The organism is Peribacillus asahii (assembly GCF_003570725.1).
Lineage (GTDB): Bacteria > Bacillota > Bacilli > Bacillales > DSM-1321 > Peribacillus > Peribacillus asahii.
On the sequence record NZ_QWVS01000029.1, the window covers coordinates 16,122 to 35,237 of the forward strand.

Below are 19,116 nucleotides of genomic sequence, written 5' to 3' on the forward strand. Positions count from 1 at the left end.
GACAGGTTATGATGTAATTCCAAATAATTGATGTATGAATCCAACTTTATTTTGTATAGACTTCACCTGTGGGTGAAGTTGTCTTTTTTTCATCATATGCATGCCTTCAACGCCACTCAATATAAAAGTCACTGTTTCATAACAGCCTCATTTTCTACCACTTTCAAAAATAAAGTAAAGTATTTAGGTCCTCAGTTGTGTTGTGATATGCTAAAGATTTTCCGCATTGCTTCCCCTTATCTAAAAATGCTTGAACCTGACTTTCCCCTGCACAAAAACAAACTATACACTCCTCCCGAAAACTCATGCAAATAAAAGGCACCAGGTGAGCAATTCAAATGTTGAATATCACCCAGTACCTTTTATGACCACCTTAAACCAATGTTGACTGTTTGTCTTCCCATATCGTACTTGGAATCTCGCGACGAAGCACTGGTATAACTTCAGTAACAAATCTCTCGAGCTGTTCACGCTGCTCAGCTTCTCCTAATCCTTCTATACTAATACTTTGAACTTGATGTCCATATGCCTTATGTTATTTTAACAGTTTCTCAATCACTTGATCAGGTGTGCCTACTAAAGCTGGACCGTTCTTAATATTATCGGTATACGAATGGTGACTGATTGTACTTCGCTGGTTCTGTATGATTGTAAGCATCATAGTAAGGACGATAGCCTTTGATGACCTCCTCAGTTGTATTAGCTAAATACAAGCCTCTAGCCCCTGATTCCACAACTGCAGTTTCAGGATTGTGACCGTAATAAGCTAAACGTTCACGGTAATGTTCAATCAATTCTTTATACTTTTCCATTGGATGGAAGGTATTTGATGAGAAAATTGGCTCTCCACTTTTCACTACCAGTTCAGTCGAAATCTTACTTGAAGCACTGCAATGCCATATCGGAATCTGTTGTTGAAATGGTCTTGGTTGAGTCGTTACATTATTTAATGGTGTTCGATATTTTCCTATCCACGTTACATTCTCTTCATTCCATAAGCGCTTAAGAAGATGATATCGCTCATCGAGGGATTCCCACTGTTCTTCCTCAGTAATGCCAAAAAGTCGATAATGACGCGGGTCGTTTCCTTTACCAATGATCATCTCTAATCTCCCACCTGAAAGATGATCTAGCGTAGCGTAATCCTCTGCCACACGAACTGAATCCAGAATGCTCAAAACGGTAACAATCGTTAGCAACTGAATCGTTGATGTTTTTGCTGCAATTGCTCCAAGAATCACCGTAGGCGAAGAGACAAGAAGGGTTCTCCATGCCTCTCTCCTATACCGTAGCCATCAAAGCTAATTTTTTCAGCGAAAATGGCCTAGTTAAGTACCTTTTGAAACATTTGCTGTTGATTCAACCTTCTTCAACGCTCATGAAAGAACGAAAGTCTTTCATTATCTATAGTGCTATGAAGTTATAGTATGGTTGGCTAATGGGACAGTTCATGGCTTCAACATTCAATTTTCTATGAACAGTTAACGATGAGTGACTTTTTAAGATGAAGGTCGTTTTTTTATTCCTTAAGAAAGATAGAAAAAAGCCGTTTTCGTAGTATTGAAAACGACTTTTTATTCTAAAAGTAATAACTAGGTTACTTCTTCCACTCAATACTCTCCTGTTTCTCCCTGTTTACTTCCAGCTTAAAATATATCAGGTCTTGCATAATGCCCTGTAGGATCGAAGTCAAATTGACTATAAGCTATTTGTTTCATATCAAGGTCAGCAAGAAGTATTTCTTCTTTTCCCTAAACAGGTTCTGCTACATAATCTCCCATTGGGCAACAATAGCGCTTCCACCAGTACACATCACTTCTGGAGAAGATTCAAGATCAGCATAACAAGCTAAATCCTTAGGATACATATCTTTCGTTACATATTGATTACAGGACAAGACAAAGCATCTTCCTTCCATATTGCAATGTGGCGAATAGTCGACTGCCACGTCTCCCTTGCATCTGCAGTTGGAGCAATATAAATTGAACACCTTGAGCATACATTGCCGCCCGAGCAAGCGGCATATAGTTTTCCCAACAAATTAGTGCCCCTATTTCCGTATGGAGTATCCGGTACTTGACAAATAACATTTATACGCTTTTCAAAGCCTCTGCAAATCGTTTTATACCTTCGTCAATCATATCCTCCCTTTCTCTAGCGAAAGTAAAGCGGATATAGTTTTTTTGAGATCCCAAGGTTGATCCTGGGGCATAGATTACCCCTCTTTTAATTGATTCCTCCAGCAATTGCATCTCATTTAACTCTCCCCTAACCTTGCACCATAAATGAATGCCGCCTTCTGGAATATGAAAATCAACCTGTTTATCTAAATACCGTTTAAGACTAACAACCATTTGATTTCTTCTTCTTTCAAGTTGCTTCCTTAAAGAAGAAATATGCGAATGAAAATAATCAGAACTAAGAAAATCATTTGTAATCCACTGATTAAATGTACCGTGACCAAAATCAATTTGTTGTTTGGCATCTGACAGTCTTTCAATAACAGAATTCAGACCAATAATCCAGCCAATTCTTAAGCCAGAAGCAACAATCTTTGATAAGGAACTAATATATAGAACATTCCCATTTTCATCCATTGATTTTAGAGTAGGGATCTCTTCTCCATTAAACGCTGTTAGACCATAGGGATCATCTTCAATAATAGGTATTCCATATTCAGATGAAATCTCTAATATTCTTTTGCGCCTATTCGAATGAAGCAGCGTTCCTGTAGGATTTTGAAAAGTAGGATTTAAAAAAATCATTCTAATACGATGTTTTTTATAAAGAGATACGATATCCTCCGGGTTAATACCATGCTTGTCTAAGGGTAAATCAAAGGTTCTTACACCAACCGATTGAAAAATAGGAAGACTGTAACTATATGATGGATTTTCAATCGCAACAGCATCTCCAGGCTTCAATAGACATTGAACAACAAGATATAACGCTTGCTGTGCCCCGGAAGTAATAAGAATAGAAGAAGGCTTGCTGTCTATTTTTCTATACTCTCTTACATGAGAAACAATGGTTTCCCTTAAATGTTGGTTGCCTTGCGGGTGGTCATATCCTAATCCTCCAACAAGGCATCTCTCAGACATCATTTCTCTTAAAGATCGAACAGGAAACAAGTCCTCTGACAATTCTCCACTAGCTAAATTGATTAGCTTATGTTCCGTCATTTCTTTGCGAATTCTTTGTATTACAGGTACATTAGGTAAAAAAGAACCCGCCTCTATATACCTATTCCAACTTGGAACACGCTTACGATTCACCCCCCATATATCTTTACTAATTGTCGTTCCACTCCCTTTTTTCCTCTCAATTAATCCATTAGCCTCCAACTCATCATAAGCTGCTACGACCGTACTTCTGTTTACTTGTAATTGATTGGCTAAAGCACGTTCAGAAGGTAATGGTACATCTTGTAGAAACGTTCCATCCTCTATTCCACTCTCGATATATTCGGCAATTTGTTTATAGATAGGCTTCTTTGCATTACGGTTAAGTTTCCAATCCATATATATGATCCATCCTTTTGATTCACGTTATTATTTGTAAGACATTTATCTTAGTATATTAAAAATGATTCTGGTGCAAACACCAAGAAGAATGAAAAAAAGTGGTAAGCCTACTTTTAGATAACTCCTTAGGTGGTTATCCTGAACAGTCCATGTATGAATGCCACTTCATTTTGGGAAGACTTCTCCCTTGGATGAACCTGATTCTTTTTAATCATATGCATCGTTTCTATGCCACTCAGTATGTAAGTGGCTGTACGAAAGGATTTCAATAATAACCTAGAACGAACATATTTCTTGATAAAACGATGATTCTGTTCTACGTTATTATTGAAATACTTCTTTTGTCTGAGTTGCATGCCTGATGGCATGCAACTCAGGCAATTGATTTTGCGGAAATCTTGTAAACAATACCAACCTTCTAGAGTTTAGGCTGCTTGATCCATACTGCCCTCACTCCTATTCCCCCATTATATTAGACTCTATTAAATCCTTGACCCCTTGATAAATAAGGTCAAATAGTTCTGCTATGTCTTGTTCTTCTACGCAAGAAAAAGCAATTCTTAAGTCCGTAGAATTGATAGCAACAACACCTATCCCGTATCGGTCTAATAAATGGATTCTAAGGTCTTCCGCATTTATCTGTTTCAGCTTTAAGCACATAAAATAACCGGAATTAAACGGATAATACGACCAGTACTGTTCATATTTCTCCTGATTTAATATCTCTTTTACCTTACTAGCTCTTTGCTTCATCAGTTCAAACTTTTGTTGTTTTTCCCACTCAAATTCAGCCGATTTCAAAGAATGTAAAATGACCGTTTGAGATAAATGAGATCCACTTGATACCGTTCCCCTTATTAGGCCTTTTGTTTTTTGTTCCAATGCATCCAAGATGATTGAACTTTGAGAAGCATACGTAATAAAACCGACTCTCAGTCCCCAGACATAGCTTTCCTTCGTTACTCCATCTACCTTGATAGGCAATATCCTTGGATGCAAGCCGGCTAATTGACCGAATAAAGATTCTTTAACAGAGTTTTCGTAAAATAATCCAAAATAGGCATCATCTAAAATCGCTACAATATTGATGCCTTCTTGAGCCGCTTCATATAGAGCAGAAATAATCTCTTCCATCTCCTCCCTATGAGGTGTGTAACCCGTCGGATTGTTCGGGAAATTCAGCAATACAATAGCCTTCCCTTCCGATTTCTGTTTCAACAAAATGCTTCTAAGGGCGTCTGTATGGAAGCACCCATTTTCATTAAAGAGCGGATAAGTCAATAAGTTGGCCCCTCTTCGGATATGGAAGATGGATTGATAGTTTCCCCAATATTTATCAGGTACAATTACAGAATCCCCTGTGTTTGCAAACAAATCTGCCGTAATACTCAACCCATGTGTAAGAGCATTTGTAACAATAGGTAGCCCAAAACTCCGTGTTTGCAACGAAGGATTATCTCCCAATAATTTCGCTTCCCATAGTTCTCTTAACGCTTGCTTTCCAGCTGGTGGCGCATATGAATAAATCTCTTCCGGTGCGTACCCTATAAAATGCTTTTGTATATGTTGAAAGTGCATTGGGACATGATTCTCTGTCGCAATCCCAATTGTCGCATCAAAACGATAAGCTTTTTTGCTTGCCTCAGCACTTTGACTCAAAATTCCTTTTGGATAATACAATTTCTTTCCCAGATCTGACAGCATGTTATATGTGAATGGATTTTCGTTTTTTATTGCTTCATTTAATTGTTCAGCTAGAGCATTCAAAGTAACATCCTCCTAATAGTTTGAATTGCTTTTAGTAATTATCTTGTAAAATCGAACTCATTACTCCAATTAGAACAGTACTTTCTTCAGATGTACCAACTGAAATTCGAACATACTTCCGTAATTCGCATCGCTGTACCGTACGATAAGTCCTTTAGTAAAAAGCTTCTCATATACATCCTTTGTATTCGCCCTAATTCGCACGAGTACCACATTAATCATGCTCTGTATATAAAATCCGAGAGTGTTTGCAGAGCTTTACGAGGCTTAATTTTTGATTAATATATACCTTGTAAGCTCTCTCCTATTAGTTCCTTTCCATAATTCAATTCTTATGTTCTTTACCGTGGTAAGTGCAATCTCCATGATTCCTTTCGTTTAACTTCTATAAATCAAATGGTAAATGAAGTCTCGATAGTTCAATTTAAAACATAATAAAAATGTAAATAATATCCTTTTTTTAAATATAGCTAACTATTTACCAACCAAAAAAGAATTTAATTGATAACATATTCTATAATAATGACGTTGGAAAAAAATCCATCATCCAATTCACAGGTATTTTAACCATCCACTCTTAAATATAAGATTGTATTAAATAAAGGGACTATGGGAATTCCAAAAAATACACAAATGGGGCACTATTGTAGACACTCCATTTGCTTCATGGTTCTGGTACAAAAACTTCAAGACAATGGCAATTAATCTCTATATCTTGGACATACGGTACAACTTGAGTTTTCGTAATTTAGTGGAGATGATGAAAGAACGTGGCTTATTGATAACTCACACTACTATTATGCGTTGGGTTCATCAATATGGATCGAAATTAGATGAAAGGATACGACGTTATCTTAGGCCAACAAATGATTTCTGGAGAGTCGATGAAACAAATATCAAAATAAAAGGTCAATGGATGTATCTGTATCGTGGAGTTGATTTCGAAGGAAATACGATTGATTTTTATCTCAGTAAAACAAGAGATAAAAAGACTGCAAAGCGCTTCTTCAAGTGTCACTTTAGGAGTTATTTTGCATCTATTTTAAGTATTATTTTGCACTATAAGTAAATATAAAAAGCCCTTTAATTTCATAACTAAATATGAGTTTAGCCCTGAAATAACTTAATTCTGGTTGAACTAACACACACGGTTAGTTTAATATTCAATTTACTATAACTGTTCCCTAATAAAGAAAACTCATGATTAAATTTATTTATATAACAAAGGAATGCTACACGCTAAGTCGATGGTCATCGATGAGGAAGTAACTGAAATAGGGGCCGCAAACTATGATATGAGAAGTTTGCGTTTGAATTACGAAGTATGTGAATTCATATACAGTAAAGATGTATCAAGGAATCTTCCAGAACAGTTCGAGCAAGACCTTTGTGATTCTGTCCCATTGCGAATGGATGATTTATTGCAATGCTCGCCTTCGCAGCGGTTAATGCAGCAAGGGGCCCGCCTTCTTTTTCCGCTGTTATAGCTATTAACTTTTATTTTGAAGATAATCATAATAATACATTCCATAAGCCCTCAGACGATTCAAATCTGAGGGCTTTTTTGAAAATTAAATTAGAACCCCGAGAAGAAATAAAAAGGGAAAATTTTTCATAGAAGTTCTTTTTTATTCACAAAGATAAAAATCCCTTTTTTAAAACGATCCATCCTTCAACTCTGGTAAATACGGTGGTATTGGTACATTTATGGTTGATGCCGGTATCTCAAGTATCTTTCCAATTTGAATATCGTAGGGTGAAATTAATGCGTTGGCTTTTTGTAAATTATCAACGGATATGCCATATTGATTAGCCAGCGATTGTAAAGTATCTTCTTCAGTAACGATATGCTGGGTCCGCAACTTTTCGATTTTACATGCTGATTGCTTAAATGTTGGCTGTTTGGATAGTGGATCGGTAAAATCCGCTGTTAACTCATTTGCAGCTTCCCGTCTTTCCCAACTGCCAAAATGAAATGGAACAAATACTAGTCCTTTTTGTACCACATTTCCAATTCTTGCAGGAACCTCAATCCATCCACGTGGGGACGAAATACGTATAAGTTCTCCGGGAAGAAGAGAAAGTAACTCTGCATCTGCCTCATTGATTTCCACATATCCTCGGGGAGCAGTTACATGCAAAAGAGGTGATCGAGCCGTCTTTGTCCTGGTATGCCAATGCCAAACAAGTCGTCCTGTTGTCAGCCACATAGGATACTCTTTTGTCGGCTGTTCAGCAGGTGGCAAATAGGTGATTGGATAAAGGATTGCCCGACCATTTGGATTTTTCCTTTCATACTCTATTTTTGTTAAAGGCCGGCCTGTAAATTGATGCTTCGTAAAACTCTGGGTATATTCTGTTTCTGTAGGAAATTTAAAATCAGTATATAGTCTAGTTGTACCTTCAGAATGCTCTTCATTTACAGGCCAGCGAAGTCCGTTATACTTTTCTAACTTATCGTAAGTTATCCCGGTCATATCACAAGGACGGCCACGAGAGACACTTTTCCACTCTTCAAAGCATTCTTCTGTTGTTGTGTAAGCAATTAACGGATTTCCATCACGATCCTTTAAGCCCATCCGTTTTGCAAAATCCAACAAAATTTCAAAATCAGTTCTTACTCCTTCCGGAGGGTTTACGGCTTTTCTTAATAAATTAATCGTTCGATCTGTATTCTCCATAACTCCCTCTTTTTCTCCCCATAAAGCAGTTGGCAGAACAACATCCGCAACGGTGTCCGTCTCAGTTAAAAAAGGATCCTGAACTACAACGAATGTTTTTTCAAATGCTGCTTTGGCCCGCCGTCTATTCGGAAGAGAAACCATGGGGTTGGTGCCAATATTCCAAAAGAACCCGATTTGGCCCATTTCCATCATATCAATTTGTTCCTCAATCCCTTTTTCCGGACCAACCGGAAGTTTCGCTTCATCTATATTCCATAGCCTTGCTATCTCTTGTATATGTGACGGATTGGCCGAATTCCGCTGTGCTGGAAAAGTTCCCACTCCCCCTACAGTCCGGTTGGCGGATGAACTCGGCTGTCCTGCCATATGGAGTGGTCCGCAGCCTGGCTTGCCAATTAATCCTCTTATCAAATGCATATTATTGATGGCTACACAAGCTGTTGTGGCGTCAGCGCTTTGATAGACTCCCTGCAGAGTGGTGGTGATAAGTGATGGAGTTTTCCCTAGATGGGCTGCCACAAGCAGGAGTATGTCGATAGGTACCCCCGTTACTTCTGACGTTTTCTCCGGGGTCCAATATTTTACCGATTCCGCCATTTCTTGAAACCCAATTGTATGGTTATCAATAAAACTTTGATCAATCCAGCCATTTTTTAAAATCAAATGAACAATTCCATTTAAAAGAGCCACATTTGTTCCAGGATAAAGCTGAAGATGAATATCCGCTGCCTTTGCCGTGAGGGTTCTTCTGGGATCAACCGTGATGATGAACGGTTTTCCGGTTTTTTTCTTGCGCTCCATAATCCGTTCAAACAGTACTGTACCCGTTTCCGCTACATTATGGCCAAACAGCATGAGCGTTTCAGTTTCATCGATGTCATCAAAGGAAGCCGGGCTGCCATCCGCCCCAAATGATTGAAGCAGGCAAAATTCGGTGGTAGCTGTACAAAGCCGGGTATTGGCATCCAGTAAATGAGTTTGAAGGCCGGCCCTGCCAATTTTTGCAATTGTGTAGTAATCCTCTAAAAAACCTTGTCCGGTTGAATAAATGGCTATGCTATTCGTCCCTTTCTGTTTTATAGAGTCATTCGCTTTTTTTATAATTAAATTCATGGCCTCATCCCATGTAGCAGGAACCAATTTTCCGGAAGAGTCACGGATCATGGGAGTTAACAGACGGTCGGGGCTATTATTGGCATACCACTGATTTTCCCCTTTTGGGCCAAGTCTGCCCCTGTTAATGGGATGGGCACTGTTCCCCTTGATTCCAACTATCTTCTCATCTTTCACAGCAATATAGCAGCCGCAGCCAATTGAGCATATGTTACAAGTACTGTACACCCACTTATCAACATCTCCCTGGCTGTACACATTTATATCGGTTCTTTCAGTTTCCCAGGACATTGAACTTCCTCCTTGGATATTAGTTTTGAGAAAAAAAGATCTTGCTGTTAGCGAAGGGTAGATATGTAAAAAGAAGGAATGATATACTTCGTTTGCTTAGCTCCATAAATCCTTTCCAATTCGGCAGCTGAGTGTTCAAGGTTGGTCTTAATCTCCTGGAACAAAGGCTCCAAATTTCTCACTGATTCCAGGTAGGGAAGGCTCATCCATTCAACCGCTCTTTTCCATGCTCGGAATGTGGGGTTGGCTATTTCATTATCATGATAAATAATTGTCAGAAATTCTGTCATGTTCTTTAGTTCGGCCCCATCATTTGAAAGCTCAAGCATTAGCTTTTTAATCATTTCCAGTTGCTCTCTCAAAATAGTTTGAAGTAAAATCGCAATCGAGTGATCAGAATTTTCTATTTCCTTTATTGCTTTTTCAGTTTGGTTTTGAAGATCTGAATATAACTCTTTGAGTTGTAACAATAAATTTCCTCTCTTTCTTAAAAAATTAAAACGCTACGGGCAGCGCTTACATTCTTTACTAGATTCCCCAATCATTTGGAGAATTACATAATAAATAGAGTAATGGGCAGCTTTAAAGCTGTCTATTACTCTATTTCCCACTTTTGCCATCTTCTCCTACAAGATAATTTTTAACGACAGTTTATCACCCTATACCTTTTTAAAATCATTATTCATCTATATCATCTGCGTCGTTTACATCTTTAGGATCTTCAATTGGCTCTTCTGTATCAGGGACCACATCATTTTCATCTATATTATCCGGGTCATTTGCATCTTTAGGATCTTCAATTGGCTCTTCTGTATCAGGGGCCACATCATTTTCATCTATATTATCCGGGTCATTTGCATCTTTAGGATCTTCAATTGGCTCTTCTGTATCAGGTGGTGGATTATTATCCTCTTCTACATTATTACACCCCATTAACATGATGGCAGATAGAAAAACTGCTGTTAATAGTCTTAACCACTTTAGATTCATTTTTTATCTTCCTTTCTATCGTCATTTGTATTCTAAATTATTTTCTCCGTTTATTATTTTTTTATTCTAATTTTTATTCTACAGGTTATAAGCATTACCTAAGCTAAAAGCTTCCATTAAGTTGGACAATACAATGAGGTGAAGTTTTGGGAGTAGTTAATACTAGGGAATCAGATATTGCCTCTTTTTAGGAAGATTATTAAGAGCTGAAGGTGATAAGAGGATGTTACTGTTACTAGTCGGGAACTTTGGAATAAACAAAAAAGGATATAATGATAAGTCATATCGTTAATAAAACGAATTTAGAAACTGAATCGTACTATAAGCTTGGAGAGCTTCAAAAAGGGGGTCCTGGATTTAAGATAATAAATTCGCCATTAAAGGTAGGGTTTACCAGTTCCATAGCTTCTGGAAATGCCTAATGCAGCACAGCCGGAGTATTAGGAGGAGAGTTAAACAGACAAATCATATATTACGTCTTAAATCAGCAGCTATCGAACTGGAATATACTATACGTAAAATTACATAATTATAAGAAATTCCAGGAATTATATAATCAAGCCAATTCACATATTGATGAATAAATTAGGCTTAAAAAAGATACTGCTGAAGATCTGGAAAGATATTGTTACGGATTTTTCTCTGATGATTGAAGAATTAAAACAAGGAATTGAGATTACAGAAAAGAAAACGATGGAATCACCCACGAGTTATTAGCAATAGGGAAGAAGCTCCATACATTTTTGATGTATATTTGTAAGTTACACTAACGAAGCCAGCAGGAATTTTAGAGCACCAGGCCGCTTTACAACCGAAAGAGGTTATGACGGATACCGCAGGGTATAAAGATATTATAAGTGCTTTGGAAATCGATTATTGTTGTAATAGATCTTATTCCATTTTTTCTAACGAACAAGAAAATGATAAATAATAAGAGCGAGGTATACGACGTATGAATAAGGACTTTATTGATAATATTTTAGGAACAAACATAAAAGCTAGACATAAGGGATTAAACAAAAGTTTTGATGATCAAAGTTTTACAAATCTCATTATACACAGGGAAATTCATGGGGGAAAAGTATATGTTCCCTTGGATCTAAACAAGATCTGGAACAGGATAAATTAGCATTAAAAAAATCGGATTTGGCTTATCAAGGGAAAGTGCACCTTTGACAAGCTAAATCCGAAAGGATATTTGGCCGCTAAGTTGAACAAGGAATAACTCTATTCATTTCTAAATGAAACCCCATTTAAAACTATTTAGTGTGGTGGTTTGACAGTTTCGTTCATATCAGTTGAATAAAGAGGTAAAATAAAAATCCCATATTAGATTAAAATACAGGATTTTTAATCAATTAACGATATCGTATTATTTTGCACTATAAGTAAATATAAAAAGCCCAATTTCTCATTAAAATTGAGAAATTGGGCTTTTACCGTTACTTCGGAAAAGCGCTCTTTTATTGAATAAGCAGTTCAAAAAAAGGCGTTAATCCTTTTGGGATTAACGCACCATGTAGTTTTTTTATAATACACAACGACAGCTATACGTGAGTTTCAAAATCTTTAATCTTAGCATTCGGACTTAGTATCTTTTCCGGCTGGAAATCGGCTATAGGTGCCCCGGCTTTCACTTTGTTTACCCAGTCATGGTTGGCTAGCGCCCCCTTTCCTAAGGTAACCACGTCAGCCTCTCCTTTTCCAATGATTTCTGTAGCTGTTCCCGGATTCTCAAGGTGCCCATTCGCAATAACAGGTAAGTTGCTGTATTTTTTCGCCAACCTTGCAAGTGAAGCTCCACCATCTCCAAAAGCTGGATCGGTTGCGGTTGTGCCTTCTCCTTCCGGAAATGCTGGCTGCCATGCTTCATATTCCGTGACATGGATAAAATCAAGGCCAGCTTGGCCTAGCTGACCAAAGATAATCTCAGCATCTCTTTCTTTTCCCTGCCACTTGTGTGAGTAATCATTTACTTTCCCTTGTGAAATTCGGATCCCAACGGTGTAGTCCTGTCCAACGGCTTCCCGAACAGCTTTCGAAACTTCCACCAGTAAACGCACACGATTTTCTGTAGAACCACCATATTCATCCTTACGCTGATTGGTATAATCCGTTAGGAACTGGTCTAGTATATAGCCATTTGCCCCATGAATTTCAACTCCATCAAATCCAGCTGCTTTGGCATGTTTAGCCGCATTCACAAATCCGTTTATTACTTCTGTGATTTCTTCCTGTGTCGCTTCTCTTGGTGTTGGAAAAGCCCCTTTTCCTCCGTAAAACTCCATTTGTTCACCTTTTGGCGGAACAGCAGAAGGAGCAATCGTTTCATTCACAAAACGATTTCCTTGTGACAGTGCTCCTGCGTGCATGAGCTGCGCAAATATTTTAGCTCCAGCTTGATGAACAGAATCCACTACTTTCTTCCAAGCTTGTACCTGTTCATCATAAACAATACCTGGTTGATTTAAATACCCCTGACTATACTTATCATCCGGGTAAATTCCTTCTGTAATAATCAGTCCAAATCCACCACGGGAAAATGACGTATAGTACGAAACCATTTGATCGGTTGCATACCCTTCCGATGTAGCACTTGTCCGTGTCATTGGGGCAACTCCTACCCGGTTATCTATTGTTGTACTACCCAATGTCACTTTTTCAAACAATAAGTCTTGATTTGTCATGAATTAAACCCCTTCCAAATTAAAAGCATATATAAGTATTTCCATTTCATTGAATGAATTAACATCCGTCAATGCCGCAGGTCATACCTTCTGTTGATATTTGAGACTTTTGTTTATCCAATTCATCCTTAATGATTTGTTCAAGAGTTTCTTTAGAACGCACCCCAGCGATTTTGGTATCACCAATAATAAACGTCGGAACGGCAGTAATATTTGCTTCTTCATAAGCATGTTTCAATGCTTTTTTATGTGCATCTTTGTACCTTCTTGTTGTTAAAGCCTCCCGATACTCCTTTTCTTCCAATCCTACTTCACCAGCTAATTTTGTTAGTACATCGATGTTACCAATATCTTGTTCTTCCTGAAAGAAGGCGCGTAGCATACGGTCATTATATTCATTACCTTTATCTTTTTCCTTTGCATATTGATACCCTTCAAAGACTAAATGAGTATATGGCTGAGGAGACACTTTTGGAAGGACAATGTCAATCCCCATTCGTTCTGCCATCGGATAAATGGACTGTTTCCATGTACTTTGTAAGTAATGTCCTTCCGGCTTTAATGTTTCATTGGGATATGGACGTAGCTCATACGGCATCCACTCCACTTCTACATTTTTTCCTTTTATGGCTTCCTCAAGAGGTTGTTCTGCCAAAAAACAAAAAGGACATACATAATCCGAATACACCTTAATCTTTACCGTCATGTTATTACCTCCTATATCATGTTCATCTTTGTTGCATATATAACATCCCCTACTCTTTTAGGTGGAAACTAATCATATTAAACAGACTTTTGTATCTGCGTACTATTTATTGTAATTCACCGTCTATGTTTAGCAAAATAGATATTATCGAACAATTAGTTCAATAAAAATGAACAATAGAGGAGAGACAGTTATATATGGAGCTTCGTCATCTTATAACACTTAAGACAATTGTAGAAAGAGGAGGATTTAAAAAGGCTGCTGAACATCTTGGCTATGCTCAATCTTCTGTTACAACCCATATTCAAGAATTGGAAGAGGAAGTAGGAAAACCTTTATTTGATCGACTCGGCAAGAAAGTCGTTTTGACTCATTACGGCGAGCGACTTCTTTCTTATGCGGTTAAGATCATTGAATTGCATGCTCAGGCGTTAAGCACGGATGAAGAACCAATAGGCGATCTTATTATTGGCATATCGGAATCGCTAACAATCAGTCGTGTTCCATCTATTCTTTTAGAATATAAAAAGTCTTACCCGAAAGTTAACCTTTCTCTAAAATCGATAGAAAATTATAATGTTGCATCAAAACTCCAAAATGGAGACATCGATTTAGCATTGGTATTAGAAAAAGAAGATTGGTCTATTCCTGAGATCTATAGTGAAAAATTGAAAAGAGAAAAAATGGTTTTGATTAGCCCACTAGAGAAAGAAGAAGACACTAGAACAGTTCTATATACTGAGCGATTATGCAGTTATAGATCTGTGTTTGATGAGTATTTAAGGTATAAGCAGATGGATGTTAAAGAAAGTTTAGACTTTCAAAGTATTGAAGCGATAAAGCAATGTGTTAGAAGCGGTTTAGGAATTTCAATAGTGCCTTACTTTTCGGTGAAGGAAGAAATAGAAAGTAATAAACTAAAAGGAGAAGAAGTAGAGGCAGAACATCCGGCAATTGCTACATTTCTTACTTATCATAAAGATAAATGGCTTTCTCCGTCCATGAAAAGTATGATTTCTTTAATAAGAAACCATGCTAAAAATTGGGTGTAATGAGTTCTTAGCAAATAAGGGATTAATTAATCATTTATTAGATTTTCAATGATAAAGAGAAAAATCATTAATAAATAAAGTGTATCCCTTTAGGGTTCTACCAATTAATTCTAATAAAAACCAGACGTTTATTTGTACACCCTTTTTTTATATCATGAAAGGGTTCTAGCGCAAAAATGATTTAAATAGTGATGATATATGGAATGCAGTTATTAATGTGTTAATCGAATAGGACTTCCCAACAGAAAATAAAATTTCAAACGAAGCATTCACTGTTTTTCAATACTATTCTAAACTCGAAAGTGGAGGTCATGAAGGCTTATTCAATTAGTTTTCAGAGTATATAGAAGGAGTAGGAATAACTAATTATTTGAAAGAACTAACAGACATTCTTGAGAAAATTCGTGCTCATGATTATGCAATTATTGAGAAAAAGTATGGTGAGGAAATGTGGCGAATGTTCATGGCTCTAGAAAATGAAGAGATTGAGGAAATTTAATAAAAAAGTGCCTTAATCCTCCCTGGATCAAAGCACTGGCAGATTTATTATCATACTTTAAATTACATCCGAGAGCTGATTACTTACATTGCTCTAATTCCTTAATGCTCTTCTCTATTTGTTCAATTTCTTTAGGTAAAGATTATAAAAACTATTCCTCTTTACAAATGAAGGTATCTGGAGTTTTCTGCTTTAGTTATACTACGATACTTGACCCTGCAATTGATTGGTTTGTAATAGGCTTTTACCTAACACTCCATATGCATTTTAATTTCGACTATCCCAACTCCGAAATTGCCAGGATATTGTTAAAACGATTAGGCACCTTTCTATTGTGATGATTTTATTGGTAACCTAACTTCAACCGTAGTACCATGGTTTTCTTTACTTCTTACTATTATGCTCCCATTATGTTGCCGAACAATTTTATAACATAACATTAAACCCAGACCAGTGCCTTTTTCTTTATTGCTGTAGTACGGTTCACCTAATCGTTTAATACGTTCTTTATTTAGACCAATTCCATTATCAATAATTTTCATTAGGAGATTTCCATCTTCTACATAACCCTCAATTTTCACAAATCCTCCATTAGGAATTGCTTCAATGCTATTTTTTATAATATTAATGAAAACTTGTTTAATTTGATTCATATCGCACAAAACTTGTGGAAGATTTGGTTGAAATTCTTGAGAAATCTCTACGTTTCTCAAATTTGCTTCGGACTTAAGTAATATTGTAACGTCATTAAAAATAGTTTGAATATTAACCTTTTTCAACTGAATCTCCTGTGGTTTTGCAAGAGCTAAAAATTCTTTTAGAATTCCCTCAATTTGATCAAATTCTTTAGAAATGATTTCAAAATATTCTTTGTTGTTGCTTCCTTGCTCAAGAAGCTTGATAAACCCTTTTATTGACGTTAGAGGGTTTCTAACCTCATGTGCTACTCCTGCTGCAAGTTGACCAATAATAGATAGTTTTTCAGCTTTGGAGAGCTGTTCTTCTGTTATCCTTTTTTCGGTAATATCTCTTCCAACCACAATAAAGTATTCTGGTTCTCCATTTTTCCCAAGTACCGGAGTACCAACACCTTCAATTAATACAGAATCTCCACTTCTTGTAAAAAAATGAGCTTCCATCCTAGCTGGTGTTATAGTGTCTATTACTTGTTGAAACCCCATTATTACGCTTTGTTTGTCTTCGGGATGTATTAAATCAAATGAACTTTCACCTACAAATGATCTTAACGGGTAACCGATTATATTTGCTAAGGATGGTGATGAATATAATATTTTTCCATTGATGTCCAATAACATTATTATATCAGTCATACTATCAGCAATAAGGCGATATTTAAACTCACTCTCTTTTAAAGCTTTCTCTGCTTTTTTTCGTGCAGTTATATCAATACAGGACCCAATAACTTCAACTACTTCTCCTCCCTTTTTTAATGGGCGCAAAGTGGCTAAATAACAAATTCCATTTAACTCGTCTTCATAAGTAACAAATTCTTCCCCTTCCCATGACCTATTGTAGAAGGTAGTTTTTTCGATAGCATTTTCATAAGGCAGAAACTCCTCTAAACTTTTACCAATAATTTGAGAAGGAATCATTCCAAATCGGTAGAGTAATTCCCCATCGCATAGTGTATGAATAAATCGATCATTAATTTTTTTAAACTTGAAAATCATACCTTGTTGTAATCGAACAGTATCTTGTAGCTCTTTTTTAGCTTTTTCATAAAATTCTTTCATCCACAATTTTTGGTTTAGATCCCCAGGGATCCCATTGTCTTCAACGATTTGTTCAATCCTAGAACGTTTTTGTTCTAAATCATTGGCTAGTAACGGCTTACTTAAGAAAAATCCTTGTCCTTCGTCGCATAAATGGTGCTGCAGAAAAACAAGTTGCTCCTTTGTTTCAATTCCTTCTGCAACTACTTTCAAATTTAAATTATGAGCCATTGAAATGATAGCTTTAATGATTGTTTCATCATTAGGATTGTTATGAAGTTTTCTAACAAATGATTGGTCAATCTTTAAGGTGTCTACAGGGAAATATTTTAAATAGCTAAGAGAACTAAACCCAGTCCCGAAATCATCAATACTTATACGAACACCAATCTTTTTTAGATGCTGTAACATTAGTATTGTACTCTCAATATCAGCCGTCATGCTTTCAGTAATCTCAACTTCTAAAAAATGTGGTTCAAGTCCTGTCTTTTGAAGAACAGCTTCAATTGTATCAATTAGATTAGGTTGATTAAATTGAATCGCTGACAAATTGACAGAAACAACTGTTTTAAATCCTCGTTCTTGCCATATTTTGTTTTGTTTACAAGCAACATTCAAAGCCCATTCACCGATAGGTATTATTAATCCAGTTTCTTCAGCTATTGGAATAAATGTCCCAGGTGGAATTAATCCCCACTCTGGATGTTCCCAACGAATTAAAGCTTCTACCCCTACTATTTTCCCTGTATTTAAATTTATTTTAGGTTGATAATGGAGAAATAATTGATCTTGGTCTATAGCTTTACCAAGCTCCATCTCCAACTCTAATGGGTCAATACTTCCTTCACCTTGGTTATAGGAGTAGAATTTAGAGTTATTTCCTCTTAATTTTTTAGCTCTATTCATTGCGAATGCTGCATATTTCATTAATATTTCTACGCTATCTCCATCCTTTGGAGACTGACTTATGCCAATACTTAGTGAAGTTTTTAATTCAAAGCCATTAATTAAAAAAGGATTTGAAACTGATTCTATTACTTTATCAATAATAGAAGAAATCTCCTTTTGATCCTGGTATTCCAAAGCCACAAGAAACTCATCTCCAGAATAGCGCGCAATAAACCCTATTGGTTCTACAATTCTTTTTAGACGTTCTGCAGTTTGTTTTATTAATTGGTCACCTGATTCATGACCAAACGTATTATTTACTTTTTCTATTTTGTTCATAGATATAAATACAACTGCAATAGGCTTCTCAAGAGTTTGTAACTTATCATTTAAGTAATTATTAAAAAAATATCTGTTGGGTAAATCTGTTAAAACATCATAATTAGCTAGATAATTCATTTTTTGATACTCTTGCTCTTGTTTAGTAATATCTCTAAAAAATACGGACAAACCCTCAGCAGAAGGAAAAGCCCTTATCTCATACCATCTATTGTTAAAATACTCTTGAAATTCTACCGTGATTTGTTTTAATAACGCCCTTTTGTATCTTTTTACAAATTTCTGTATATCACTGTGTGGTAATACTTTATATATATATTGTCCAATCGCTTTTCCACGGTTAATTTGTAAGAGACTTTCGGTTACATTATTTATATATTCAAATTTTAAATCTTTATCTAACGAATAAAACGCATCAGAAATTCTTTCCAAAATAATCTCAGTATTGCTTGTCTTACTCAAAATCTTATCTCCTTTCAATTAGGGTATCGATTATTAGTCCTCAGCATAATATAGTTACAATTAAGTTCCAGTAAAATTACCAAAGAACGAAATTTTCAGTTTCTTTATAAGCTATACTCCTATTAATTGGTTAACAAATCAGCATATACCTCCATTTTCTCTTCTATCAGCAGTATACTTAATACTTGCAATAACCATTAGGGATTTATATGCCTCTTTCAAATAGATGTAATTTTTGCACCATAAACATATTTTTGGAACTTGTTTAAGCAGGTACTTTTTTACTCCTAGAAACCAAAATAACAACACTCAAGCTGTAGCTAAGTGTTGTTATTTTGGTTTCTTTTCAAATCGGATTTATTATCCGAACGCTGATTTTTG

11 protein-coding genes and 5 pseudogenes are annotated in these 19,116 nt (G+C 36.3%); 4 read left to right on the plus strand and 12 right to left on the minus strand.

From position 1 onward, the window contains the following. Positions 1–6 precede the first annotated feature (6 nt). From D1953_RS21740 to D1953_RS14895, 6 genes and pseudogenes are all read right to left on the minus strand, one after another. A pseudogene (locus D1953_RS21740) lies at positions 7–141 on the minus strand (IS6 family transposase); the annotation flags it as partial. Between the two features lie 232 nt (positions 142–373). Beyond that, positions 374–1,363, minus strand: a pseudogene (locus D1953_RS14875) (LLM class flavin-dependent oxidoreductase). A gap of 234 nt (positions 1,364–1,597) precedes the next feature. After that, positions 1,598–2,070, minus strand: a pseudogene (locus tag D1953_RS14880) (nitrilase-related carbon-nitrogen hydrolase); the annotation flags it as partial. Between the two features lie 20 nt (positions 2,071–2,090). Beyond that, entirely contained in the window at positions 2,091–3,521 is a 1,431-nt protein-coding gene (gene pdxR / locus D1953_RS14885; protein WP_119117978.1) for a MocR-like pyridoxine biosynthesis transcription factor PdxR, read from the minus strand. A 128-nt stretch (positions 3,522–3,649) separates the two neighbouring features. Next, positions 3,650–3,892 (minus strand): annotated as a pseudogene (locus tag D1953_RS14890) (DDE-type integrase/transposase/recombinase); the annotation flags it as partial. Between the two features lie 88 nt (positions 3,893–3,980). After that, entirely contained in the window at positions 3,981–5,291 is a 1,311-nt protein-coding gene (locus D1953_RS14895) for an aminotransferase class I/II-fold pyridoxal phosphate-dependent enzyme (protein ID WP_119117979.1), read from the minus strand. Between the two features lie 694 nt (positions 5,292–5,985). Between D1953_RS14895 and D1953_RS14900 the strand changes: the two are divergent. Then, positions 5,986–6,330: pseudogene (locus tag D1953_RS14900) on the plus strand (IS6 family transposase); the annotation flags it as partial. Positions 6,331–6,499: 169 nt separating this feature from the next. After that, positions 6,500–6,778: a phospholipase D-like domain-containing protein gene (locus D1953_RS14905; RefSeq protein ID WP_342769260.1), complete on the plus strand. Its 279-nt coding sequence runs from the start codon at positions 6,500–6,502 to the stop codon at positions 6,776–6,778. A 168-nt stretch (positions 6,779–6,946) separates the two neighbouring features. On the opposite strand, the gene D1953_RS14910 is transcribed toward D1953_RS14905, so the two are convergent. The 5 genes from D1953_RS14910 to D1953_RS14930 all read right to left on the minus strand — a co-directional run bounded on the left by D1953_RS14910 (position 6,947) and on the right by D1953_RS14930 (position 13,762). After that, a complete protein-coding gene (locus D1953_RS14910; RefSeq protein ID WP_119117981.1) occupies positions 6,947–9,379 on the minus strand; it encodes a molybdopterin-dependent oxidoreductase in 2,433 nt (810 codons plus the stop codon). A 47-nt stretch (positions 9,380–9,426) separates the two neighbouring features. Continuing rightward, positions 9,427–9,849: a hypothetical protein gene (locus tag D1953_RS14915; protein WP_119117982.1), complete on the minus strand. Its 423-nt coding sequence runs from the start codon at positions 9,847–9,849 to the stop codon at positions 9,427–9,429. Between the two features lie 208 nt (positions 9,850–10,057). Further along, positions 10,058–10,369: a hypothetical protein gene (locus D1953_RS14920; RefSeq protein ID WP_119117983.1), complete on the minus strand. Its 312-nt coding sequence runs from the start codon at positions 10,367–10,369 to the stop codon at positions 10,058–10,060. Positions 10,370–11,916: 1,547 nt separating this feature from the next. Then, positions 11,917–13,056, minus strand: a complete 1,140-nt coding sequence (locus D1953_RS14925; RefSeq protein ID WP_119117984.1) for an NADH:flavin oxidoreductase — start codon at positions 13,054–13,056, stop codon at positions 11,917–11,919. Between the two features lie 58 nt (positions 13,057–13,114). Beyond that, on the minus strand, positions 13,115–13,762 hold the full coding sequence (locus tag D1953_RS14930; protein WP_119117985.1) for a DsbA family oxidoreductase: 648 nt from the start codon (positions 13,760–13,762) through the stop codon (positions 13,115–13,117). A gap of 197 nt (positions 13,763–13,959) precedes the next feature. Here D1953_RS14930 and D1953_RS14935 point away from each other — a divergent pair, with 197 nt between their 5' ends. After that, the gene (locus D1953_RS14935; RefSeq protein ID WP_119117986.1) at positions 13,960–14,814 is read left to right on the plus strand and encodes a LysR family transcriptional regulator; all 855 of its coding nucleotides are present in this window, start codon (positions 13,960–13,962) and stop codon (positions 14,812–14,814) included. Between the two features lie 370 nt (positions 14,815–15,184). Beyond that, on the plus strand, positions 15,185–15,313 hold the full coding sequence (locus tag D1953_RS22000) for a hypothetical protein (protein ID WP_281271566.1): 129 nt from the start codon (positions 15,185–15,187) through the stop codon (positions 15,311–15,313). A 329-nt stretch (positions 15,314–15,642) separates the two neighbouring features. Here the strand turns inward: D1953_RS22000 and D1953_RS14940 are convergent, their stop codons facing one another. Continuing rightward, positions 15,643–18,735 (minus strand): EAL domain-containing protein, encoded by a 3,093-nt coding sequence (locus tag D1953_RS14940; protein WP_182480623.1) that lies wholly within the window; start codon positions 18,733–18,735, stop codon positions 15,643–15,645. Between the last annotated feature and the right edge of the window lie 381 nt (positions 18,736–19,116).

Excerpts from the sequence above, each read along its gene's own strand:
- pdxR (WP_119117978.1), bottom strand. The coding sequence starts at position 3,521 with ATGGATTGGAAACTTAACCGTAATGCAAAGAAGCCTATCTATAAACAA.
- D1953_RS14910 (WP_119117981.1), bottom strand. The coding sequence starts at position 9,379 with ATGTCCTGGGAAACTGAAAGAACCGATATAAATGTGTACAGCCAGGGA.
- D1953_RS14920 (WP_119117983.1), bottom strand. The coding sequence starts at position 10,369 with ATGAATCTAAAGTGGTTAAGACTATTAACAGCAGTTTTTCTATCTGCC.
- D1953_RS14925 (WP_119117984.1), bottom strand. The coding sequence starts at position 13,056 with ATGACAAATCAAGACTTATTGTTTGAAAAAGTGACATTGGGTAGTACA.
- D1953_RS14930 (WP_119117985.1), bottom strand. The coding sequence starts at position 13,762 with ATGACGGTAAAGATTAAGGTGTATTCGGATTATGTATGTCCTTTTTGT.
- D1953_RS14935 (WP_119117986.1), top strand. The coding sequence starts at position 13,960 with ATGGAGCTTCGTCATCTTATAACACTTAAGACAATTGTAGAAAGAGGA.